Genomic DNA, 21,656 nt, shown 5'->3' on the forward strand with positions numbered 1-21,656 from the left:
CGAAACCGTACCCAAAACCGACACAGGTGGTCAGGTAGAGAATACCAAGGCGCTTGAGAGAACTCGGGTGAAGGAACTAGGCAAAATGGTGCCGTAACTTCGGGAGAAGGCACGCTGGCGTTAGGTGAAGGTCTTTACGACTGGAGCTGAGGCCAGCCGAAGATACCAGGCCCCTGCGACTGTTTATTAAAAACACAGCACTCTGCAAACACGAAAGTGGACGTATAGGGTGTGACGCCTGCCCGGTGCCGGAAGGTTAATTGATGGGGTTAGCTTAGGCGAAGCTCTTGATCGAAGCCCCGGTAAACGGCGGCCGTAACTATAACGGTCCTAAGGTAGCGAAATTCCTTGTCGGGTAAGTTCCGACCTGCACGAATGGCGTAACGATGGGGGCGCTGTCTCCACCCGAGACTCAGTGAAATTGAAATCGCTGTTAAGATGCAGTGTATCCGCGGCTAGACGGAAAGACCCCGTGAACCTTTACTACAGCTTCACACTGGACTTTGAACTTGTTTGTGTAGGATAGCTGGGAGGCTTAGAAGCGTGGACGCCAGTCCATGTGGAGCCGACCTTGAAATACCAGCCTGGCAAGTTTGAGGTTCTAACTCAGCCCTGTGATCCAGGGCGAGGACCGTGTGTGGTGGGTAGTTTGACTGGGGCGGTCTCCTCCCAAAGAGTAACGGAGGAGCACGAAGGTACCCTAAGCATGGTCGGAAATCATGCGGTTAGTGTAATGGCACAAGGGTGCTTGACTGCGAGACGGACAGGTCGAGCAGGTGCGAAAGCAGGTCATAGTGATCCGGTGGTTCTGTATGGAAGGGCCATCGCTCAACGGATAAAAGGTACTCCGGGGATAACAGGCTGATACCGCCCAAGAGTTCACATCGACGGCGGTGTTTGGCACCTCGATGTCGGCTCATCACATCCTGGGGCTGAAGCCGGTCCCAAGGGTATGGCTGTTCGCCATTTAAAGTGGTACGCGAGCTGGGTTTAGAACGTCGTGAGACAGTTCGGTCCCTATCTGCCGTGGACGTTGGAAAACTGAGAAGAGCTGCTCCTAGTACGAGAGGACCGGAGTGGACGAACCCCTGGTGTACGGGTTGTGATGCCAATCGCATTGCCCGGTAGCTACGTTCGGACGGGATAACCGCTGAAAGCATCTAAGCGGGAAGCCCCCTTCAAGATGAGTTTTCCCTGAGACTTCGAGTCTCCTAAAGGGCCCAGGAAGACGACCTGGTTGATAGGCTGGATGTGTAAGCGCTGTGAGGCGTTGAGCTGACCAGTACTAATGGCCCGTGCGGCTTGGCCATATAACGCCCAAGGGGTGTTGGCGGCTTGAGCAGCAAAGATAGAGCTACAGAAGCGACACTTGGACGATCAGACAGAAGAAAGCTAGTGAGAGAAAGACAGCTAGCTGGATAGAAAGACGAGAAAACCCGTCAATCAGAGCGAATTGGGTGCGTTGTTGAGAGGAGCCGACTAAAAAAGGGCTTCGTTGCAAACAGCAAAAAACAACAGCCACCAACCAGTTTGCTTGACGACCATAGAGCTGTGGAACCACCTGACTCCTTGCCGAACTCAGTCGTGAAACGCAGCCTCGCCGATGGTAGTGTGGGGCTTCCCCATGTGAGAGTAGGTCATCGTCAAGCTTTTAATACCGCCCCGGGCCAGAGATGGTCCGGGGTTTTTTATTGCTCGGAGAACACAAGCACCACGATGACCTGGCCGGCACTCCGGAACTCAACGAGCCGATGTGTCGGACCAACCGTAGCGCCGGCCGACGGAGTGCCGCCCAGATCATCGTCAAGCTTTTATTGCGAACCCCAGGCCAGAAATGGTTTGGGTGGTTCGACACATCGATTTTTTATTGCCCGGAATCCGAGTCGTGAGACGATGACTCGATCACCGGTTCAGATTGACTCGTTTCTGATCCATAAGTTTGGGGTAATGAATCAGTGATCATTTACTTTGGACTGGAATGAGACGGGCAGTCCGTTTGGACCTTCAAGAAAGTAGATCCGTTCGCCGTGAGCCTCCATAGGGCCCTGAGGGTTAAGGCCTTGCTCTTTGGCCTGTGCTGCGAATGCATCTGCGTCATCAACGACCAGTTGCAGCATAGTACCCGCCGGCATGCCTTCTCCTTCAGGCCAAACTTCGATCCAGCTGTCGCCAGCCAGAAAGACGCCACCTTGATCACTTGATGCCATTTCAGATTCAGTCGGCAGGCCAAGGGCGTGGAAGAACTGAAACAGCGCCTTCGATTCAGGGCTGATGGTGCAATACCTTAAGCTGAGTACGTTCACGAGTTGTGCTCCCTACCTGTCTCTCAGTGTTACCTACCTTGTCGGCGCGATCAGCCCCAGGCAATAACGCCCATCAGGCGGTGTGGTAGTAACGTAAAAATCCCCGCGCCCAGTAGTCCCCAATGGGTGCATAGCATAATAGAACGATGGGTTTTGACGCGGTGTTTGCGCGCAGCGATGACACCACACACCAGGCAGATCAGGGTGTAAACGCTGAGGATGTGGATGGGGCCGAAGCCGCCAGGGAACCAAGGCAAAGTGCGCAGCCAAAAGGATGAGATTGCAACGCCGGTCAACAATACAACCCAGCAGTAGCCGGATAACCGGTGAAGCCAACTTCCCTTGCGGGTAGTTAATGCCAGCGTGCCTAAGATGACGGCAATCAGGGCAGCGCAGGCATGGAGTGTGGTCACTGTTGAGACTGGTTGTTGAATCACGAAAAATAACAACTCAATCAATAGCCAGCTGGCGATCGCAGCAGGTAACAGCAACCCGACGTAATGGCTCGACGCGATGCGATTTTGAGCGGTCATAGCGACTCCCTGTTGTTAGTTTCCCTGCGTCTTCAAACAGTCTATTCCGGTGAATGTCGTTGCAGTTGGTTTTCCAGTTCTGCCATACCCGAAGGCACATCCAGCGATTGCCCCAGATCGTTAAAGGTAGAGCCTAAGGCATGCAGAGTTCGAAACAGGTTATGAACCCGGCATTGCTCACCCATCTGGCCGATACGAACGATGGGTGGTCCAAAAGAACCTGCGATCTCAACGCGGTAGTGTTGAGAAATATGATCACAGACCTGCTTTGCATCTAGTCCGACAGGCAACTCAATGCCAACTACCGAGTTCAGCCGTGCTGGCGGTTTAACATAGAGGTTTAATCCGAGTGCCTGGATACCGGCCTGCAATGCCCTGCTGCTCGTGGCATGACGTTCAAAACGCCGCTCCAGTGTTTCTTCGCAGACTAAACGCATAGCCTCATGCAGTGCCAATAGGCCAGAAACCGGGGCGGTATAGTGGTAGGAAGCGCGGTGCCAGAACTGAGTAGCCAGGGTGGCGTCCAGAGTCCAGTGAGTCATAGGCACCGGGCGATCAGAAATACGTGCCCAGGCGCGCTCTGAGAAGGCCACTAAGGAAACGCCGGGGATAGAACTCAAGCCTTTCTGGCCACCCGTAATGACAGCATCAATGTTCCAGTTGTCCATTTCCAGCGGCATGGTCGATAGCGTACAAACCGCATCAACGATGATCAGACAGTCGTATTCGTGTGCCAGTTGGGCGATGCGCGGCAATTCAGTATTGTGGGTGGTGTTAGAGGTTTCCCCCTGAACCAGCGTCATAACCGATGGCCGGAACCGTTCCAACACTTGGCGAATGTTTTCCGGATCGGCGCCCTGCCCATCCGCTATTTCCAGCTCTTCCACTTCACCACCGGCACGGCGGGCCATTTCGGCCAGGCGATGGCTGAAAAAACCGTTACGTACACTGAGCACTCGAGTGCCGGGCCAAACCAGATTAGCTACGGCCATTTCCATCGCTGCTGAACCGGGTCCGGCGACACCCATCAGCCAAGGCGATTCGGTCTGGAAAATATAGCGCCCCATGCGTTTGACCTGGTCGATGATGCGCGCCATCGATTCACCCAGATGATTAATCACAATGCCGTTGGCTGCTGCAACAGGCCCAGGAATGGGAACCGGTCCGGCGCCCATCATCAGCAAAGGTTCTTCGGGCAAAATGCGACTGAGGCTATCGATCTGGGGGACATCTAACATGGTGTTTGACTCACTTTGATACCGCTGGATAACTGCTTTGATACTAGCATGACGCCAACCTTAACCGTCATAGGCGGTCAATTCATTGAAGCGAATCATGGCTTCGAGCTCATCAACATAGGCCTGACCGCGCTGGGAGTAATTGATCAAGGTCGGCGCTAATGCCAAACCGGTAATCGGCTCACCCGCTGCCCGCAATTGCGCGCGGCGTTCACGCAATTCGGCATAGGCATAGTGGGTATTTATATTATTCACGTAGCGACGAACGGATTGTTGAGCTGATGCGAAACGCGCGACTTCATGGTTGGCATCATCATCGCGCGCTTCCGGTACCAGTCCACAGCCGCGTGAATAACACCACTGGCCGAAATAATTGTTACCTTCGCGGGCAAAACGCGATGTGCCCCAGGCGCTTTCATTGGCAGCTTGAGCCAAAGCTAAAGACGGCGGAATAATGTCTACGTGGGTTAACAATACCTGCCAGTGCTCAGCATTATCTGTTTCGAAGTCTTCCAATTCATAACGATGGGCCAGGGCGCTTAACCAGAGTCGCTCAAACCAGGTTGCCCGGTTGGCTTCCACAACAGCCGATAATTTAGTTCGACTGGAGAGAATGGCTTCGTTTTCTGTATCGATCAATTGTTTGAAATAACCGAAAAAAGCGGCCTTGCGTTCATCACCATCAGTGAAGTTGCTGAAGTCCGGCGCCTGCGGTGTGGTGGGATGCGTGCTCAGTCCTGCAGCCAGTGCCAATATCAGCACCAGCAGCAGACCGACGATCGGAAAGTGACGTGTCATACGGCTGCGTACCAGAGAATGTCAGGTCAGTATACCAAGGCTGACATTGCTCGCAGCAGACTTGCTCAGTGGCGCTGCATAACGGCAACGAAAAGCGTATCAGCGTCTTCCTGTGGTGCGCCCAGCAGTCGTTGCTCTGTCAGGGTGAAGTGCGGATGGGCAGCCAGAAAATGAGCCACCCTGTCTTCATTTTCGGCAACCAGCCAACTGCAGGTTGCATAAACCAACCGCCCACCGGTTTTGACGGCGTTACTGGCGTGCGCGAGTAAGGCGTCCTGAGTGTCATTCAGTTCTGCCAGGCGCGCTGAGGTTAATCGCCAGCGCGCATCCGGGCTGCGCCGCCAGGTACCGGCGCCGGTACAGGGTGCGTCTACCAGAACTGCATCGAATGGCGCTTGATCCGGCAAACTGGCAGTGCCATCCAGGACGGCCGTGTTTAAACCGTTCAGGCCCTGCCGGGCAGCCCGTTGCCGGCATTGGTTTAATGCGCCGGGACGAATATCCGTGGCCAGCACCTCGCCGTTGGGTTGTGCTGCATCAAGCAGGGCCAGCGCTTTGCCACCGGCGCCTGCGCAGACATCCCAACAGCGTTCACCAGGCTGTAATGCGACTGCCGCTGCTACTGCCTGACTGGCCTTGTCCTGAATTTCCACCCAACCTGACTGCCAGCTTTGACTGCGTTCCAAACCCGGACGCGCGGTGATTGCCAAGGCCTGATCGCTACGGTTGAGACACTCGAACCCCTCTGTGCGCAAACTCGCTTCGGCTTGGTTCTCGTGACCCCGCGCCAGTCGCAGCCACAGAGGTGGCCGCTGGTTTTGCATTGTCAGCCAAGTGGTTTGGTCGACATCATTCCAGTCACTAGCTCGGGCTCGTTGGACTAACCAGTGATCCCATTCAGACAGCCAGCCGCTTTGTAATTGATTTAAGGTGGCGCGGTCGTCGGCACTGAATGAATCAAGCCAGGCGCGTCGTTGCGGGCCGTCGGTTATTTCTCGTGGCAGTTGATTGTCCGCACCATCGAGTAATACCAGCCAAACCCAGATATCAGCCGGCGCCATTTGTTTGAGTTCCGGCCAGAGTCGGTCAACCGCGGGTTCGCTCGTCTCACCCTGCCAGCGACGCTGCAAATAAACAGGTACGGCGGCCTGGCGACACAAGCGGAAAAAAGCATCGCTGTAGAAGGCTCTGTCTTTGCGCCCAAACTTTGGCTCGGAACGAAAGCGTTCTGCCAGCCAGCGATCTGTGGATGGCCAGTTGGGTTCTTTGAGCAGAGCTTCAGTCAGGCGGAATAGGTGCGACCAACGAAAGCCCGGCCAGGAATGTGCAGTCATAACAGAACCGGATTCAGGCTGGGCGGCGCAGTATAGAGCAGGCGATACCGGCTGCACAGTCAGTCAGGCTCTGGCAAGATGCCTGGATCCTCATGTCTTGGAGCCCACGATCATGACACAGCCATTGGCACTGATTACTGGCGGTACTTCCGGTATCGGCGCGGCCTATGCCGAATTATTGGCCGAAGCGGGTTATGCGCTGATTCTGGTTGGCCGGCGCCAGCGTGAATTGACCGAAGTTTGCAGTCGCCTGACAAGCCAGTTCGGTATCACAGCGGAGCCTGTCTTGGCCGACTTATCTGTGGCTAGCGAACGCCAGGAGCTGGCCCGGCGTATTGCAGCCTTGCCCCGTTTGGATGTGTTGATCAATAACGCCGGGTACAGCCAAGATGGCCGCTACGGTGATGTCAGTTGGCCGCAGCAGCAAGCGTTGCTGGATGTGCATGTGCAGGCGACCTGCGAACTGACCTATGCTGCTTTGCCGTTGTTATTGGCGCAATCCGGTACGCTGATCAATGTATCTTCCGTAGCGTCCTGGTTGCCGACGCCACAGAGCGCGCTTTATGGTCCAACCAAGGCTTTTGTGCGCTCTTTTTCCGAGACACTGGCGCTGGGCTATGGTCGTCAGGGATTGAAAGTACAGGCACTGAGCCCTGGTTTTACCGTGACCGATTTTCACGAAAAGCTGGGCATTGATCCGGATAAATTTTATCGATCAAGAGGCTTAATGCGTGCCTGGAGTGCACGCACCGTGGTGCAAAAATCCTGGCGCGACCTGCACCGTGGCCGCATCGTTAGCATTCCCGGCTGGAACTATCGCCTGATTGTTGTGCTATTGCGTCACCTGCCCATGCGCTGGCTGCACGGGCTTATGAAACGTTCAACCGTGGCGCGTTACGGTGCCGATTAACAAAACAGAATTTATCGCACTAAGCCGCTCTTGTACTGCTGATGTTAAGGCGGCAGGCTTGGTGGTAATTCCACTTAGAAGAACATCATGCACTGGATAATTACTCTGGGCCTGTGGCTCTATGCGGCGGCGCTTATCGGTTTGAGTCTGCGCATTCTGATGCGCCGCCGGAGCGTCGGCGTCACTCTGGCCTGGTTACTGCTGATCTATGCCTTGCCCTTGCTCGGTATCAGTCTCTACGCTTTATTTGGTGAGCGTTATCTGGGTCGCTTAAGAGCGGGTCGCGCCCGTACTCAGTTCCGTTTTTATAATCAGTGGCTGGAAGATGTCAGCATCCGCCAAGATATTTCCGCGCCGATTAACTCGCCGTTACGACCGGTTATGGAACTGACTCGCGGCAGTCTCGGTATCCCGGCACTGGAAGGCAATCACTGGCGAACGCTTGATACTGCCGATGCGGTTTTCGATGCTTTATTGGCGGATATTGAGCAAGCTCAGGAATGGATCTTCATGGAATTTTATATTCTGGAAGATCGTGGGCGAGTGAGCGAAGTTTTAAGTGCGCTGGTTGCTGCTCAGTCACGAGGTGTCGGCGTATATTTACTGCTCGACAGTGTCGGATCGAATAAATTTTTATCCAGTAAAAGATGCCAATCCATCACCGCCTCTGGCATCGCAGTTCTGGATGTTCTGCACGCCAATGTGCTGCGTATGTTTATGCAACGCATGGACCTGCGTCAGCATCGCAAACTGGTCAGCATCGATAATCGCGTTGCTTACAATGGTTCTATGAATCTTGCTGATCCGCGTTGGTTCAAAAAGGATTCTGGTTTTGGTCCCTGGGTGGATTTACAGGTGCGTCTGGAAGGTCCTATTGCGGCGATCATCCAAGGCAGCATGATTTTCGATTGGGAAATGGAAACCGGGGTGCGTTTGGAGCAGGCCTTAAGCTGGCCGCAGCAAACCCAGGCCGGCGGCAGTCTGATGCAGTTCCTGCCAACAGGTCCTGCCTTTGAAGAAGACATTCTGTTGCAGGTATTGGTGACGGCTATTCATAACGCCCGCCAGGAAGTCTTTATCAGCACGCCTTATTTCGTGCCGGAAGAAGCGTTGTTATTGGCGCTGAAATCGGCCGCCCGACGGGGTTTAAAAGTCACCTTGTTGATCCCGCGTCGTATCGACAGTCGCATGGCCCAATATGCGGGCCGGTCGTTTTTCGATGACCTGCTGCACAGTGGCGTGGAAATTCGTCGTTTCACCGGAGGCATGCTGCACACCAAAAGCGTCATTATCGATGATCACCTGGTGCTGGTCGGTTCGGTGAATCTGGATATGCGTTCGCTGTGGTTAAATTTTGAAGCGACTTTGGTGGTGGATGATCCGGATTTCTACGCTGATATGCGTCGTGTGGTTGATCGTTATCTGGCAGTCAGCCATCGCTTGGAATTAAAAGAGTGGCGGAAGCGACGCCTGTACAAAAGGGTGTTGGAAAATCTGGCGCAATTGGCCAGCCCGTTGTTGTAGTTATCCCAGAGTAACAGCGCAGCACTGATTACAGCGGTGCGCGACTGTAGATGCCGAGCAGCATGGCGACAGAGACCAACCCAGTCGCTGGGATCAATACCAGAAAGAACCGTAACGGATGATACAGGCCAGACGCGCCTGCAAGCAGCCCAATACCGCCACCACCACCGATCATCCAGTTGCCGGGCAGATTCACCAAAATAACCAATACCCAGTAAGGATGTGTTGCCAGATAACGCTCGGCAAAACGCAGCAGACGTGAATGCAGGCTATTGTCAGTAGCGGTCTGAAATGCTTCATCCAAGCGATATTGCAGGCGCTGCAATACTGGCCAGTCACGCAGGTTCTGACCGAGTACGAAAGCAATCAGCAAGCCCAGTGGCGTCGCTGCCCAGATAGCGAGAATGCCCGAGGTTCCCAGCGCTGCCATCACCATCCAACCCAGTTCAACAGCGGGCAGAAAAGGGACTGCCAGAGCCAGAGCGTAAATGGCTGCGGTTACAATAATGACCCAGCCAGGCGAGAGTCCGCGCGCTGCCAGCCAATCCATGATCAGGCCTTTGCCGTCGGCAAAAAAAACCAGCCACAGCATGGCTGTCAGTGCGATCAAAGCCAGTATCCGGCGTGTATAAATGATCAGGGAATTGCTCAATAAGGGGGCGCCAGTTGCACATTGGGGTTAGCGGCTATTTCAGTCGTTGCCTTGGCTGGTTCCGCCAGTATCAAGTGCACCCTGGGGGTCAAAGCGCGGGCTTGTTGTAGCGCTGAAGTCAGGCGTTGTAAAAGGCTATGGGGTGGTTCATTGGCGCTCGCCAAGGTTGCACCAACACTGACCTGAACGCGCTCGCTGTGACCGCCCAGATCGAAAGCCAGCCGGACGGATGAGTCATATATTTGTTGAGCCATTTCCGATACCGCTTTTGGTTGAGTGGCAACATCACTGGCAAGCATTAACTGATGCTCAGTGAACCGCCCAATAAAGAGATTGTCGGTGGTCTCGGTACGCAGCCGTTGCACCAGTTTACGAATCAATTGGTCGCCAGCATCCTGCCCCAGGCGACGGCTGAGTTCGGGGTAATCTTCGATGTCTAACAGAAAGACCGAAAATGGTCGGCCTTCATTAAACCAACCAGCCAGTTGTTGCATCAGCCCATGGCGATTGGGTAAACCGGTCAGCGTATCGATCAGCGCTAATCGTTCCAATTGTGCCCGTTGCTGCAATAGGCGATGAATAAAGAAACGGCAGGTAACTGCCATGCACAGTAAGCAAACAACCAGGTCGAGCCATTTAAAATTGTGAATTTGCTGGTCAGAAATAATAAACCAGGGTTCGCTGGGTTCAGGCAGCATAAAACACAGGCTGAGCAAGGCCAGAGTGAGCGTTAACAGACTGATCTGCCATTCGCGTTGTTGCGGTGGCAGCACCATAAAAATCAACGCCGGTATCATAATGAAATAGTATTCGGCTCCTTGGCTTTCAGTAAAACCGTAAATATTGATGATGGTGATATCGAGCAACACCACCAGCGTCATCCACACCGACGCAAACAGGGTTTTGCCAAAATAGAAACCGACGATTCCGAACAGATGCAGGCCCGCGCACACCAGCGGAAAGAGTGCTGCTGTGGGGTTGGTGTCGGTCAGCCGTAACAGTATGGCGTAAAGCAGATAGATCAGCAGAAGCGCCCATAACATGATGCGAGTGGCGAGCTCTTGCAGTTGCGCATCGCTGGGCACTGCCATAGGCCAGGCTTTCACGCTTGAATCTCCCGCTGATGGAAGGAACGCAGATCAATCTTCAGCGGTGAGATTGACCCTAAGGTCTAAAGGTTGTCAAGGCGCCTGGCGGCGCCTTGACGGGTGTCGATCAGTGATCGTGATCGTCGCCGGAATGAACGTGGCCGTGTTCCAGTTCTTCGGCAGAAGCTTCGCGAACTTCTTCAACCTTGCCGGTGAAGCTCAGCGCTTTGCCGGCCAGCGGATGGTTGCCGTCAACCTGGACGGTTTCGTCGGCAACTTCAGTAACGGTGACCTGCAGCGGGCCGTTTTCAGTCTGGGCGGTGAAAACCATGCCTTCTTCGACTTTTTCCACACCCTGGAAAGCTTCTTTGGGCACGGACTGGACCAAGCCTTCCTGGTGTTCGCCATAAGCTTCTTCGGGGGCGACGGTTACGTCGAAGTCGTCACCTTTTTTCAAGCCCGCCAGCGCATTTTCCAGGCCCGGAATGATATTGCGGTGGCCATGCAGATAGACCAGCGGCTCGCGATCTTTGGAGGAATCGACGACGACGCCGTCTTCATCCTTGACTTCATAGTGGATGGAGACAACGCATTGGTCAGCAATGTTCATAGGAAACTCCTGTTGGAGGTGGCCGCGCGTTCGCGGCCCGAGAATTTATGGCCTGATAGGCCTTGTAGGCCCCGACATCGGTCCGGTTGCGGTCCGGGCCAGTGAGGACCATCTCAATATGGATGGTCAAGGAGCACAGATGCGACGGCGTCGAGACAGCTGCAAGAATACCAGTGGCGCGGCGGCCAGAAAAGAATAGAGCCCATCTGAAGCCGTTTGATCAGTGTTAAAGTGCTGAATGCTGATCGATAAAGGCGCGCGTTTGTCGGATGGCGCTGTTCAGATTATCCATCAGCGTCAGCCCACTGGCCTTGCGCGGTTTAAGACTGTGATCACCGTCAGGCAGCCAATGCAGTTCGATATTGTGTGGCAGGTCATAGCTTTCAACCTCAGGGCGATTGCCCAGGGCATCGCGTTCACCCTGACAGATGAGTACCGGGCAACCAATGTCGGGCAGATGGTCAAGGCGTTGCTTTTCGGCTTTGCCGGCTGGATGGAAGGGATAACCATAAACACAAACACCGGCGACTTGCCGCTCAGTGGCGAGCAGGGTGGCCATGCGTCCGCCCATGGATTTACCGCCGATAAATATCGGTTGAGTACCTTGGCTACTCAGGACATCAGCGAAGCTATCCAACAGTTTGGGAGCCCTATCGGGTGGTCGTTTCTTGCCCGTTTCGCGCCGCTGCGCCATATAGGGAAACTCAAACCGAAGCACCTTGATTCCTGCCTGGCCTAAACCTTCGGCCAGCAGATTCATAAAATCAGAATCCATGGCAGCACCTGCGCCATGAGCGAGAATCAAGGTTGGGCCCTGTTCTGGTCCGTTAGTCAGCATGGTTTTTCCTTACACTTTGATGGCTGCATGCTAATGGCTGAACAGATCACTGTGTAGTGAAGTCGATTTCTTTATACTGTGGGCTGATTCATTTCTGGTTCTGTGGCACATGTTTAAACCGATACTTTTTGCCGTTGCGATCGCCCTGCTGGCCGGTTGCAGTGCTGTTTCTATTCAGGATGTTGATCCTGACGATCTGGATATCAAAGTTGAATACCGGCATCAGCCCGGAACGGTTGAAGTCCGCACCGAGATCCGTGCCGGCATGTGGGATCGTCGCGTCGAGGCTGACGGTAACCGTCTTGAAATTCTGACGGCTGGTGGTGAAGTGATAGCGTTGAAGCCAGGAAGTGAAGAGGGTGATTACGGTGCTCAGCTCGAGCCTGATTTTGGTCCTTATCAGTTGGTACTCCCGGGTGTCGCGCAAATGACGTTGCCATTAACAGAAGCAGTGACGCTCAGCGGTCAGGCGCAGGTGGAAGGTCAGGTATTCGATCGCAACGACGAACTGACGCTGGTTGTCGATGGTCAGACCGATAGAGTTCGTGGCTGGTCATTCACTGCCTTTTGCGGCAGCGAAAGCTGGACGCTGGATCTATCCTTGGCGCAGGACGAAACTGAAATACAGCTGCCGCTGGCAACCTTGATGCGGCAGATCAATGCCAAAGCGAAGGCTGACCTCGCCGGCCAGATTCCGGTGACAGTTACGCTTTGGGAAAACTATCAGCCAACCTGGGTAGCGCCCTTTCGTCCCGGTATCGCCAGAGCCGAAGACAGTACCCACTTTACCGTCGATACGGCCAGTTTTCGGGTCAGCGGCAGCTTTAAATTGCAGTTGTCAAACAACCTTGCTATTGGCGTCAGTAACCAGGCTTGGCCGGTGCGTTATTGCCATTGAGGCAGTTTGACGGTTGACTCTTGTTGCAGCCAATCATGCAGTTGATCCAGTGGCATGGGGCGGGCAATTAGATAACCCTGAGCGCGATTGCAGCCCAGCTCGCGGCACAGCGCCAGGGTGTGTTCATCCTCGACCCCTTCAGCCACAATGACGGCACCCAGCGTACGGGCTAATTGCACGATCGCTGTCACGATATGCTGGTCGGTCGGTGAGTTGTTCAGCGCGCGTACAAAGGCGCGGTCAATTTTTATCTCATCGGGTTTGATACGCGACAGATAAGCCAGCGATGAATAGCCGGTGCCAAAGTCGTCAATAGACAGCAGGCAGCCTAAAGCGCGCAGTCGTTCCAGGGTTTCCAGACAGCGATCAGTCTGCTCCATAACCATGGTTTCGGTGATTTCGACTTTTAATCGACGCGGTGACAAACCGATATTATCGAGGCACGAAATCAGATCCCGGCCATCGTCTTCGGCAATTAAATCCAACACCGATAAATTGACCGACAATGGCCAACTCGGTGATTTCGGGTCCGATTGCCAGCGATTAACCTCAGCCAATACATAACGGGTTAACCCTGAAACCCGATTCATCTGCTCGGCCAGTGGAATAAACTCTGCCGGCGATACATCACCAAAGACCGGACTTCTCCAGCGCAATAGAATTTCGCCACCGGTGACTTCACCGCTGTTCAAGTCGATCACCGGCTGTACATGACAGCTGAGTTCCCCAGCCTGCAACGCCTGAGGGAGCGCCTGGGCCAGACCGATTCGGCGCTGGAAAACAGTATCCTGTTCCAGACTGTAGGATTGAAATGACCGCCCCTGTTGATGGCCGCTGACCAGAGCCACATTCAAGCGCCGCAGGATTTCGTCCAGGGCTTCTGGTTGCGTTCCGACATGAAAACAGGCGACCTGGCTTTCCAGTTCAAAATTCTGCCCATCAACTTCCAGCTCCAGATGACTTAACGCCGCCAGCCGGGCTCTAAGGTCAGGTTGCCGCTGTTGATCGACCAGGACCAAAAAACTGTCGTGCGCAAAAACGGCCAGCGATGCCTTAGGGTAACCGGGTAAGTGCTGTACACCGGACAATTGGTTCAGTCCTTGGTTCCAATATTGCATCGCCTGCACGCTGAGCCGTTGCACCAACCCCGGTCCGAGTAACTGCAACAAAGTCCGAAAGCCGTTCAATTGGACCAGCAGTACTACTGGTTCAGTGGCCTCACTACACAACTTTTGCCAGTGTTCGGCCAGCTCCTGATCGATATAAGGGCGTCCGGGCAGACCGGTGGCGGTGTCAGTCAATAATACCAACTGTTGTCGTTTTTCGAGAAAACGCAGTCGTGCGGCGACTGCAAAAGCCATCAGCAATAATTCCAGCACCGCCGATATAAAAAAAGCATTCAGGGCCAAGTCGGATACCGGCCATAGACCTGTGAATGCCAGAGTGCCAACGCTACCGCCAAGGATTTGTACAAAGAGTGCCGCAATGAGCAATCGCGCCGGGCGATAACCAGCACGTTCCTGGCGCCAGGCAAACAGAAAAATAGGTACCACAACCAACAACTGGGCCAGTAAGAACAGCGGCATGACAAAGCGATCTTGCCAAGTGAGGGCGGCAACCACGCCAACCAGTTGAACGACCGGAATACCGTAGCGAAATCGAATGGTTCTGGGTGGTGCTGGCTCGCCCTGACTGAGAAAGGCCAAGGCAAAACGATACAGCAGCAACTGGATGATGAAATTCAGCACCAGGATATGTTGGCTGAACCAGGAAACTGTCCCAGCTGGAAGAAACTGGTAGCCAAATCCTTGCAAGGAACCAACATAAAGAATGAGCAGCGCGTGGAAACTGACTAGCCAGCCCTGAGTGGAATCGAGGCGTCCAAACAACAAAACCAGATTAAAGGCCAGCAAGGTCGCTAACACCGCAAACATGGACCAGTCCGTCGCAAATTGCTGGCGCTGTAATGCCTGCCAACGACTATCTGGGGTAACACGGATTGCCAGAGCAATTGGGGTATCGGATTTTAAGCGGGCCATAAGATAGTAGTAGCCCCGTCCATCCAGTGTTATCTGGCCGTTGAATCGCTCGCCGGTCGTCAGTTGAGGGAAGTTTGGCTGATTTTGTCCCAATGGCAGTTGCTTCAACATTTCGCCTTGGGCATTCAGCAGATAAAGGTCCAACTCGGACAGAATGACGTTCTCGTTAGACAGATAGTAGGTTTGCTCGTCTGCCGCCTGATTCTCGATCTCAAACAACAGCCAGATGGCTTTTCCACTCAGCCCTGGTGGTGCCATCTTATTGCCAGCAGCTGACAAGGCGGGCCAGGCTTGGTCAGGTCCAAGGCTGGGGTCGGCCATCCAGGTTGCATCCGGGTTGGTGAGCCAGCGGCTGGGCATATCCTGTGACCATTGATGACTGGCGCAGACTGGACCTGACAGCATCAAGCCCAATAGCCATATCAATGCCTGTCTATGCCAAGCTGCCATCAATAATCCATGCTCCACAAGAACTTATACGCTCAAACAGCGTGTTTAATATTCAGTCTAGCCCGCTTTCGTCTGGCCTGCCGCTTCGTTGCGGTGTTCGCCCTGATCATTATTTCTAAGGAACATAGCGTCCACGAGAAGGAACGCTGTTTGGCTCGATTCCTCCTGACGCGGGCCGATTACTTCCTAAAGGTTTACAGGATAAACTGCCTATACCGCTGCTCCAGGGATCGAAGCTCGGACATACTCATTCATGTCGCAGCAGGACACTCCCATGACTTGGCTTAGAAATTTGTCGATCGCCAATAAGGTCCGCTTGCCTCTGGCGCTGATCTTGTTGATGACCTTGGTCATGACGGTTGGAGGGATTCAAAGCATGCTGGCGTTAAATGCCAGTTCTGACGCTCTCATCAGTCGTTATCAGCCGGCGCAACTGTCACTGGCTAGCATAAAATCCAATCTCTATCGGGCATTGGTTGCCCAGCGTGATTACATCCAGGGGGGTAACTGGGGTACTCCTCGTGAGCAAATGGATGCTTACCGGAATCAGCAAGAAACCGGTATTGCAATGACCCGTGAAGAAATTGCCCGCTTAGCTGCATTATTGGAGTCAGAAGAAAACCAGCTATTGCTGGATGAGATTCTGACGTCTCTCGATCAATGGGAGTCGCATTCCCAGGAAATATTGGAATTAGCGACAGACGGTCTTGCTTCGGTTGCCTACCAGATCAGCATCACCGACGGCGAAGCGGCATTCTCCGCTGCCAATACCTTGATCGATGACCTGGCGCAACAGGTTAATGCCGAGGCACAAGCCCAAGGTGACAGCGCGATCGCACAAAGTGACAGCACTATTTTCGCTTTTTTGATTCAGCTGTTGCTGGCACTCGTTGTGATTTTGGCCATCGGTATATTACTGCCACGTTCGCTATCGCGACCGATTATCCATTTACGCGACCGGCTCAGTGATTTGGCGTCAGGCGAAGGTGACCTTACGGCTCGTTTGAGTCTGAGTCAGCGCGATGAAGTCGGCCAGTTGGCAGAGCATTTCAATCATTTGATGGAAAAACTGCACCATTCCATGGCTCGGGTGACGCGTGTTAATCGGCAGCTGCTGGACAGCGGTCAAACCATGAACTCGGCCAGTCGCAGCAATATCAATCTGGCGCAGCAGCAAGAAGAATCCATGGATCAGGTCGTCACTGCTGTCGAACAACTGCATGGTTCGGCACGTGAAATTGCCAGCAATGCCGAACGAGGCGCCGTCAGCGCCAATGAAGCCTTGGACAGTGTTCGTGATGGTACGGAGCGGGCAGAACAAGCCAATCAACGTATGCAAACACTGATGCATGGGCTCAATGATGCTTCCAGTGCAACTCACAACCTGGCAGAAGAAGCAGAAAATATCGCCGGGGTTCTGGAGGTTATTAAAGGCATTGCTGAACAAACCAACCTGTTGGCATTGAACGCTGCTATCGAAGCGGCACGCGCGGGCGAACAGGGGCGAGGTTTTGCGGTGGTTGCCGATGAGGTGCGCTCATTAGCCAGTAAAACCCAGCAGTCCACAGAAGATATTCAAGAACGCATTGAACGGCTGCAAAGCGGTGTTAATCAGACGGTGGAATCGATGACTCGGGGCACTGAGCTCGGCCAGGAAACGGTATCGGATGTCAGTGAAACAACTCAGGCATTCCAGAAAATTCAATCCTATATGCAAGAGATCAATGACATCAGCACGCAGATCGCCACCGCTACCGAAGAGCAGAGTCAGGTGGTATCGGGTATCAATGAAAACTTGCAATCCATCGCCGATTACTCGAAAGAAAACACTGGAAATTCTCAGCAAATAGATCGGGCTGCCGACGACCTCACCCGTCAATCGGCAGAGATTCAATCAGTATTGGATGGCTTTAAACTCTAGTGCGGGGTTCTCTGCGTGGCTGAATTGTGTAGTGGGTCAAATTTTCGCCCCTTGTAATGTCGTTAAATAGAGCCACGTCTTAAAGGATGAAAGGTTCGAAACTGATATAGCACAAAGGAGAGACGACGATGCATTTGATTATTTTTCTGTTGATTGGTGCCCTGGCGGGTTGGTTGGCTGGACAAATCACTCAGGGAGCTGGGTTTGGGATTCTCGGTAATATAGTCGTTGGGGTGGTGGGCTCCTTCGTTGGCGGACTGGCGTTCAACTTATTGGGCTTTACCACCTGGAATCTGTTTGGCTCCATCGTTACCGCTACTGTTGGCGCCATCATCCTGTTGTATATTGTTAGGTTGGTCAGTTAATAACCTAAGGTTGACCATTAGATTGATATAAGCAGCCGATGGCTGCTTTTTTTATGTGCACAATATGACAATCGATAATTATCGGTAGCACAAAAAAGGCCCTCCTTTCGCTACCAAGGAATGGAATAGCATTGAAAGTGTGGGCCAATCGCCGCCCCCGGAAGGGGACGGTATGGTTATAGGTTGAGGAACCTTTATCGCTTTCTGTTGGTCTTGCAGTTTAAAAAAATGGCGTCCTTGCCAGGCTTCCATGCCTCATCTTCCTTAGCTGGAGGGCGTGTCCTTAACCAGCGATAAAGAGTATGACGCATCACCGTTTGACTGAGCGTGTAAAAAACCGTGGTATTTTTTAGAAATCTGCTTTTTATTTGCGTTAAAGGTTTGAAAAAAACGCATTTAGTCAGTCCACGGCGGAAAAATTGTCATTTAAACCTCGCGATTGGTAGGTGCTTAGTCAGACATGGCTGACTGTTTTTTGAGCACATCCGGATTGCTCGATCATGTGAAACATCCTGTTCCGGTTAGTCGGGGTTCCGCGCAAGAAAATCACGCACAGCCTGAAGGAAACCAGTCGAGGCTGGCTCCCTTCCCAGTAATGAATGACTATCGCTGCTGAGGCCAACGAACTCTGCGTTGGGGATTTTTGCTGCCAGGTCGAGTCCGTCTTTGACGGGTACCCTTTGATCGTCCCGTGAATGTATGACCAGTGTCGGCACGGTCACCAGCGGTAATAATTCCTGAATATTGATGTGATCGAAAATGGATAAGAACCGGGCGGCGTTTTCAGGTGATGTAGTGGCGCGCTGAAAATCATTAAACCAAGCCACTTCGCTGGCGCTGGCACTGGGAATAAAGGTTGACGAAAAAATCTGCCGGTAAGCTGGATTGTCTCGTGACCAACCCATTTCGGTCAGGGTGACCACGGCCTCGCGCTCGCGCTTAAGTTCAGCGTTGGTGGTCAGTCCGCCACCGCGGGCGTAACCACCAAAGAGAATCAGGTGACTGACACGTTCCGGGTGTGCCACGGCATAAGCGATGGACAACGCAGCACCTTGAGAAATGCCTAATAATACAAAGCGGTCGGCGCCACTGGCATTCACGACTGCTTCCAGGTCTTTTAGAAAAGCGTCGAACGAGAGATCTTCTACCTTCCAGTCGGATAGTCCACAGCCGCGTTCATCATAACGAATGAAGCGGTGATCTGCTGCCAGGTCTCTGAACAACGGACTCCAGATCGGGGCATCCCAGTCGTGTTCCAGGTGATTCAGCCAGTTTGCAGCCTTGACGATGGTAGGACCATTGCCGACTGAGGCGTAAGCAATACGAACGTCATCGTCAGTGGTACAGAATTGAATTTTCTGCCGTGAGTCTAAAGAACTTTCGTCGATGGCCGCTTTGGGGTGGTCGGAGCCTATACCGATGGGGTTACCCGAACGCCTTTTGGGGGACCAGTTAATGCCGGTGGACTGGAATCGTTTGGTAAGCCGGACAGTCAGACTGCTCAGCTCCCGAGTCAGCCCTATGGATTCCAGCAGTGTTATCAACCGTGTGGCCGCCGATGGATTATAAGGCTCCAGCTCCTCCCACAATCTGGCCCAGTACAATTGCATTGATGGCGGCAATTCCGGGTGGCTGGACAGCCGGAACATTACTTTGGCGCGTAGCTGAGCCACGACTCGGCGCTGAGCGGTTAACCAGTGTTGGAATAATTCCTGATCAGGCAGGTCCAGTCCTTCAAGAAAAACTTCCTGCAAGGTGGTGTGCATTGCTTCGAGTTCTTTAGGTGACGTAAAAGGATCATTCGCCTTCATTTCAATGTCGCGAATGTCGATGAGCATGTCGTATGTCAGTAGTGAAACGCGTTCTCTGTCGGCAACGAGTCGGTTTTTACCGCCGGCGTTGACCAGCGGGCGGATTTTGCTCAATGACCAACGCAGGGCACTGCGTGGATCATCAGGCAGCTTCCAAAATATTTCACAAAGACGGTCGCGGCGGTGAGGTCGTGCTGCCACGGCCAGATAGGCTATGAGTGCACGGGTTCGTTTGGATTGCGGCAGCTCCAATGGTTGGCCATCACTGGAGATTGCTAGGTCACCTAAAGTCTTAATGGATAGTGTCATTGTCCAGCTTCCTGATTCATCGAATGTAAATACACCGATCGTCCATCTGGATTTCAAACGCAGATCACGAATTACCACGATCGTTCAAACGCTCGATCAAACGGCGATGAGTTAAATTGTTTTTATCAGCAATGAAGTACGGAAAGGAGGGCTGGAAGACTCATGGGAGAGTGACGGAGCAGACAGTCGCATGGAAGCTCAGTCACAGATGTCATTCTGAACTATTCAAATTATCCAATGCAACGGGTGTGAATGAATTTTTTATAGAAAAGTGACCTAGTAAACGAAATTCGATAACTGACGAGTTATCGATTGCTGTGGTGGGCTCTGGTTGGAGAAAAGCAAAGTCTATCGATCAAGATGGTCCTATAGCTGCATCGCTGTGAGTCGCTTTTATTGATCGGGCTAATGGCGGGTTGAGGCTGACTCTCAGTGGCGGTCGCCTCAATGAAAGCTAGAGCTTCGTTTGGTCATTAGCAACCTCAATCTTGGGTGGTCATTAACAGTCTCTGCGGTATGGAATTTCTGGCGGAAGCAGGTTTAACCTGAGTTGTTTGCTAAGCCTTATTTGGCAAGGTTCCAAGGCTCGCCTTTGTTACTGTCATAGCATCTTTGGTTTTCAGTGACCTCTTCAATGCGATTTTCCACAAAGTCTGCGAGTTGAGTAACCAGGCAGGCACTTTCCCGGCCCAGGTTGGTCAAGCTGTAATCCACGTGGGGTGGCAACACAGGATGCATGGTTCTCTTAACGAATCCGTCTCGCTCCAAATTCTGCAGTGTCTGGGCGAGCATCTTTTCGCTGATACCACCGATTATCCGACGCAGCTCGCTGAATCGATAACTGGGCCGGCCCAGCAATGCCGCTAAAACGATAACGCCCCAACGGCTGGTCAAATGCTGTAGTACTGGTCTGGATGGACACTGGGCGGCAAAGATATCGCCTCTTTCCAGAGTGTTGCTCAGACTGCGCCACGGGTAGTTGTTTTGGGTACTCATCTACTTACCTTTTGGTTGGTACTTACTAAAAGTTAGCTGGTAGTCTAGTCTCAGTGTCACTGGATAACCAGTCTATACGAGGAGATAAAGATGATTGCTGTAACCGGAGCCAGTGGCCAACTGGGCCGCCTAGTGCTTGATCAATTGCTGCAAGCGACCAACCCGCAAAATATCGTCGCTTTGGCCCGTAAACCGGAATCCCTGGCGACTTATGCAGACCAAGGCGTTCAGGTCCGCTATGCCGACTACGACACTCCCTCGTCATTGTCGACTGCACTGAGTGGCGTGGAAAAACTGTTGTTAATATCAGGCAGTGAAGTGGGTAAGCGCGCCGTACAGCATCAGGCGGTGATTGATGCGGCGGCTCAAGCCGGCGTTGCCTTGGTGGCCTATACCAGCATTCTGCATGCTGACCGATCCAGCTTAATGCTGGCGGAGGAGCATCGAGCGACCGAAGCTGCGTTGCAGTCCAGTGGTTTGGCTTACGTTTTATTAAGAAATGGCTGGTACAGCGAAAACTACACGGGCACCGCTGCAATGACGGTGGAGCAAGGCGCACTCTATGGCTGTGCCGGAGAGGGGCGTATTTCCACTGCACCCCGTTCCGACTTTGCTGCTGCTGCGGTTGCGGTACTGACCTCAGCCGAGTCGCCAGCGGGCAAGATTTATGAACTGGCCGGTGATGGCGCTTTTAGTCTGAGCGAGTATGCCGCAGAGTTAGCGCGACAAAGCGGAAAGGCAATTACCTATAACAATATGAGCCAGGAAGATTACCAGGCGTTGTTGATACAAGTTGGGTTACCCGAGGGTCTTGCGGTGATGTTGGCTAACTCAGAAGCAGGAGCAAGCCAAGGCGATCTTTTTGACGAATCGGGGGATTTGAGTCGTTTGATCGGGCGACCAACCATCTCTATTCAGCAAAGCGTTACGACGGCCTTATCTGCATAGCCAGTTCATTGTTTGATTAATACTTTGGCGCATGTTCCCGGTTGCGATGCTTCCTTCGCGGCCGGGAACATGCCGTTTTAGCTGACCCGGC

General features: G+C 53.2%; 18 protein-coding genes and 2 rRNA genes. 8 read left to right on the plus strand and 12 right to left on the minus strand.

Annotation, left to right across the window (positions count from 1 at the left end):
• Together ABMA60_RS15030 and rrf are read left to right on the plus strand one after the other, a co-directional pair.
• A 23S ribosomal RNA gene (locus ABMA60_RS15030) occupies window positions 1–1,310 on the plus strand; the annotation flags it as partial.
• 223 nt (window positions 1,311–1,533) lie between these two features.
• Window positions 1,534–1,649 (plus strand): 5S ribosomal RNA (gene rrf / locus ABMA60_RS15035).
• A gap of 303 nt (window positions 1,650–1,952) precedes the next feature.
• Here the strand turns inward: rrf and ABMA60_RS15040 are convergent.
• The 5 genes from ABMA60_RS15040 to ABMA60_RS15060 all read right to left on the minus strand — a co-directional run bounded on the left by ABMA60_RS15040 (window position 1,953) and on the right by ABMA60_RS15060 (window position 6,206).
• Window positions 1,953–2,303 (minus strand): hypothetical protein, encoded by a 351-nt coding sequence (locus ABMA60_RS15040; protein WP_392804613.1) that lies wholly within the window; start codon window positions 2,301–2,303, stop codon window positions 1,953–1,955.
• Between the two features lie 50 nt (window positions 2,304–2,353).
• Window positions 2,354–2,836, minus strand: a complete 483-nt coding sequence (locus ABMA60_RS15045; RefSeq protein ID WP_392804616.1) for a DUF2306 domain-containing protein — start codon at window positions 2,834–2,836, stop codon at window positions 2,354–2,356.
• Between the two features lie 41 nt (window positions 2,837–2,877).
• A complete protein-coding gene (locus ABMA60_RS15050) occupies window positions 2,878–4,074 on the minus strand; it encodes a pyridoxal-phosphate-dependent aminotransferase family protein (protein ID WP_392804618.1) in 1,197 nt (398 codons plus the stop codon).
• A 60-nt stretch (window positions 4,075–4,134) separates the two neighbouring features.
• Entirely contained in the window at window positions 4,135–4,872 is a 738-nt protein-coding gene (locus ABMA60_RS15055) for a glucosaminidase domain-containing protein (protein ID WP_392804620.1), read from the minus strand.
• Window positions 4,873–4,937: 65 nt separating this feature from the next.
• The gene (locus tag ABMA60_RS15060; protein WP_392804622.1) at window positions 4,938–6,206 is read right to left on the minus strand and encodes an RsmB/NOP family class I SAM-dependent RNA methyltransferase; all 1,269 of its coding nucleotides are present in this window, start codon (window positions 6,204–6,206) and stop codon (window positions 4,938–4,940) included.
• A 112-nt stretch (window positions 6,207–6,318) separates the two neighbouring features.
• On the opposite strand from ABMA60_RS15060, the gene ABMA60_RS15065 reads away from it, so the two are divergent.
• Entirely contained in the window at window positions 6,319–7,116 is a 798-nt protein-coding gene (locus tag ABMA60_RS15065) for an SDR family NAD(P)-dependent oxidoreductase (RefSeq protein WP_392804625.1), read from the plus strand.
• 87 nt (window positions 7,117–7,203) lie between these two features.
• Complete coding sequence (cls, locus tag ABMA60_RS15070; RefSeq protein WP_392804628.1) at window positions 7,204–8,640, plus strand: cardiolipin synthase; 1,437 nt, start codon at window positions 7,204–7,206, stop codon at window positions 8,638–8,640.
• Window positions 8,641–8,668: 28 nt separating this feature from the next.
• On the opposite strand, the gene ABMA60_RS15075 is transcribed toward cls, so the two are convergent.
• From ABMA60_RS15075 to ABMA60_RS15090, 4 genes are all read right to left on the minus strand, one after another.
• Window positions 8,669–9,250 carry a hypothetical protein gene (locus tag ABMA60_RS15075; protein WP_392804631.1) on the minus strand — a complete coding sequence of 194 codons (582 nt, stop codon included), beginning with the start codon at window positions 9,248–9,250 and terminating at the stop codon, window positions 8,669–8,671.
• Window positions 9,251–9,288: 38 nt separating this feature from the next.
• Complete coding sequence (locus tag ABMA60_RS15080; protein ID WP_392804634.1) at window positions 9,289–10,398, minus strand: GGDEF domain-containing protein; 1,110 nt, start codon at window positions 10,396–10,398, stop codon at window positions 9,289–9,291.
• Between the two features lie 109 nt (window positions 10,399–10,507).
• Window positions 10,508–10,990, minus strand: a complete 483-nt coding sequence (gene slyD / locus ABMA60_RS15085; RefSeq protein ID WP_392804637.1) for a peptidylprolyl isomerase — start codon at window positions 10,988–10,990, stop codon at window positions 10,508–10,510.
• 226 nt (window positions 10,991–11,216) lie between these two features.
• Window positions 11,217–11,828: an alpha/beta family hydrolase gene (locus ABMA60_RS15090; protein ID WP_392804640.1), complete on the minus strand. Its 612-nt coding sequence runs from the start codon at window positions 11,826–11,828 to the stop codon at window positions 11,217–11,219.
• 109 nt (window positions 11,829–11,937) lie between these two features.
• Here ABMA60_RS15090 and ABMA60_RS15095 point away from each other — a divergent pair, with 109 nt between their 5' ends.
• Window positions 11,938–12,726 carry a hypothetical protein gene (locus ABMA60_RS15095; RefSeq protein WP_392804643.1) on the plus strand — a complete coding sequence of 263 codons (789 nt, stop codon included), beginning with the start codon at window positions 11,938–11,940 and terminating at the stop codon, window positions 12,724–12,726.
• On the opposite strand, the gene ABMA60_RS15100 is transcribed toward ABMA60_RS15095, so the two are convergent.
• Window positions 12,714–15,125, minus strand: a complete 2,412-nt coding sequence (locus tag ABMA60_RS15100; RefSeq protein ID WP_392804646.1) for an EAL domain-containing protein — start codon at window positions 15,123–15,125, stop codon at window positions 12,714–12,716. The genes ABMA60_RS15095 and ABMA60_RS15100 overlap by 13 nt on opposite strands.
• Before the next feature lie 364 nt (window positions 15,126–15,489).
• Here ABMA60_RS15100 and ABMA60_RS15105 point away from each other — a divergent pair, with 364 nt between their 5' ends.
• On the plus strand, window positions 15,490–17,136 hold the full coding sequence (locus ABMA60_RS15105) for a methyl-accepting chemotaxis protein (protein ID WP_392804649.1): 1,647 nt from the start codon (window positions 15,490–15,492) through the stop codon (window positions 17,134–17,136).
• Between the two features lie 128 nt (window positions 17,137–17,264).
• Complete coding sequence (locus tag ABMA60_RS15110) at window positions 17,265–17,501, plus strand: GlsB/YeaQ/YmgE family stress response membrane protein (RefSeq protein WP_392804651.1); 237 nt, start codon at window positions 17,265–17,267, stop codon at window positions 17,499–17,501.
• A gap of 521 nt (window positions 17,502–18,022) precedes the next feature.
• Here the strand turns inward: ABMA60_RS15110 and ABMA60_RS15115 are convergent.
• Window positions 18,023–19,621, minus strand: a complete 1,599-nt coding sequence (locus ABMA60_RS15115) for an alpha/beta fold hydrolase (RefSeq protein WP_392804653.1) — start codon at window positions 19,619–19,621, stop codon at window positions 18,023–18,025.
• Between the two features lie 564 nt (window positions 19,622–20,185).
• The gene (locus ABMA60_RS15120; RefSeq protein WP_392804656.1) at window positions 20,186–20,617 is read right to left on the minus strand and encodes a winged helix-turn-helix transcriptional regulator; all 432 of its coding nucleotides are present in this window, start codon (window positions 20,615–20,617) and stop codon (window positions 20,186–20,188) included.
• 90 nt (window positions 20,618–20,707) lie between these two features.
• On the opposite strand from ABMA60_RS15120, the gene ABMA60_RS15125 reads away from it, so the two are divergent.
• A complete protein-coding gene (locus ABMA60_RS15125) occupies window positions 20,708–21,565 on the plus strand; it encodes an SDR family oxidoreductase (RefSeq protein WP_392804658.1) in 858 nt (285 codons plus the stop codon).
• Window positions 21,566–21,656: the final 91 nt, after the last annotated feature.

It is taken from the genome of Saccharospirillum sp. HFRX-2 (genome assembly GCF_043196805.1).
GTDB lineage: Bacteria > Pseudomonadota > Gammaproteobacteria > Pseudomonadales > Natronospirillaceae > Saccharospirillum.

Bases quoted from the DNA above. Each gene is read 5' to 3' on its own strand.
- ABMA60_RS15045 (WP_392804616.1), bottom strand. From the start codon at position 2,836: ATGACCGCTCAAAATCGCATCGCGTCGAGCCATTACGTCGGGTTGCTG.
- ABMA60_RS15050 (WP_392804618.1), bottom strand. From the start codon at position 4,074: ATGTTAGATGTCCCCCAGATCGATAGCCTCAGTCGCATTTTGCCCGAA.
- ABMA60_RS15055 (WP_392804620.1), bottom strand. From the start codon at position 4,872: ATGACACGTCACTTTCCGATCGTCGGTCTGCTGCTGGTGCTGATATTG.
- ABMA60_RS15060 (WP_392804622.1), bottom strand. From the start codon at position 6,206: ATGACTGCACATTCCTGGCCGGGCTTTCGTTGGTCGCACCTATTCCGC.
- ABMA60_RS15065 (WP_392804625.1), top strand. From the start codon at position 6,319: ATGACACAGCCATTGGCACTGATTACTGGCGGTACTTCCGGTATCGGC.
- cls (WP_392804628.1), top strand. From the start codon at position 7,204: ATGCACTGGATAATTACTCTGGGCCTGTGGCTCTATGCGGCGGCGCTT.
- slyD (WP_392804637.1), bottom strand. From the start codon at position 10,990: ATGAACATTGCTGACCAATGCGTTGTCTCCATCCACTATGAAGTCAAG.
- ABMA60_RS15090 (WP_392804640.1), bottom strand. From the start codon at position 11,828: ATGCTGACTAACGGACCAGAACAGGGCCCAACCTTGATTCTCGCTCAT.
- ABMA60_RS15095 (WP_392804643.1), top strand. From the start codon at position 11,938: ATGTTTAAACCGATACTTTTTGCCGTTGCGATCGCCCTGCTGGCCGGT.
- ABMA60_RS15100 (WP_392804646.1), bottom strand. From the start codon at position 15,125: ATGCCCAGCCGCTGGCTCACCAACCCGGATGCAACCTGGATGGCCGAC.
- ABMA60_RS15105 (WP_392804649.1), top strand. From the start codon at position 15,490: ATGACTTGGCTTAGAAATTTGTCGATCGCCAATAAGGTCCGCTTGCCT.
- ABMA60_RS15110 (WP_392804651.1), top strand. From the start codon at position 17,265: ATGCATTTGATTATTTTTCTGTTGATTGGTGCCCTGGCGGGTTGGTTG.
- ABMA60_RS15115 (WP_392804653.1), bottom strand. From the start codon at position 19,621: ATGACACTATCCATTAAGACTTTAGGTGACCTAGCAATCTCCAGTGAT.
- ABMA60_RS15120 (WP_392804656.1), bottom strand. From the start codon at position 20,617: ATGAGTACCCAAAACAACTACCCGTGGCGCAGTCTGAGCAACACTCTG.
- ABMA60_RS15125 (WP_392804658.1), top strand. From the start codon at position 20,708: ATGATTGCTGTAACCGGAGCCAGTGGCCAACTGGGCCGCCTAGTGCTT.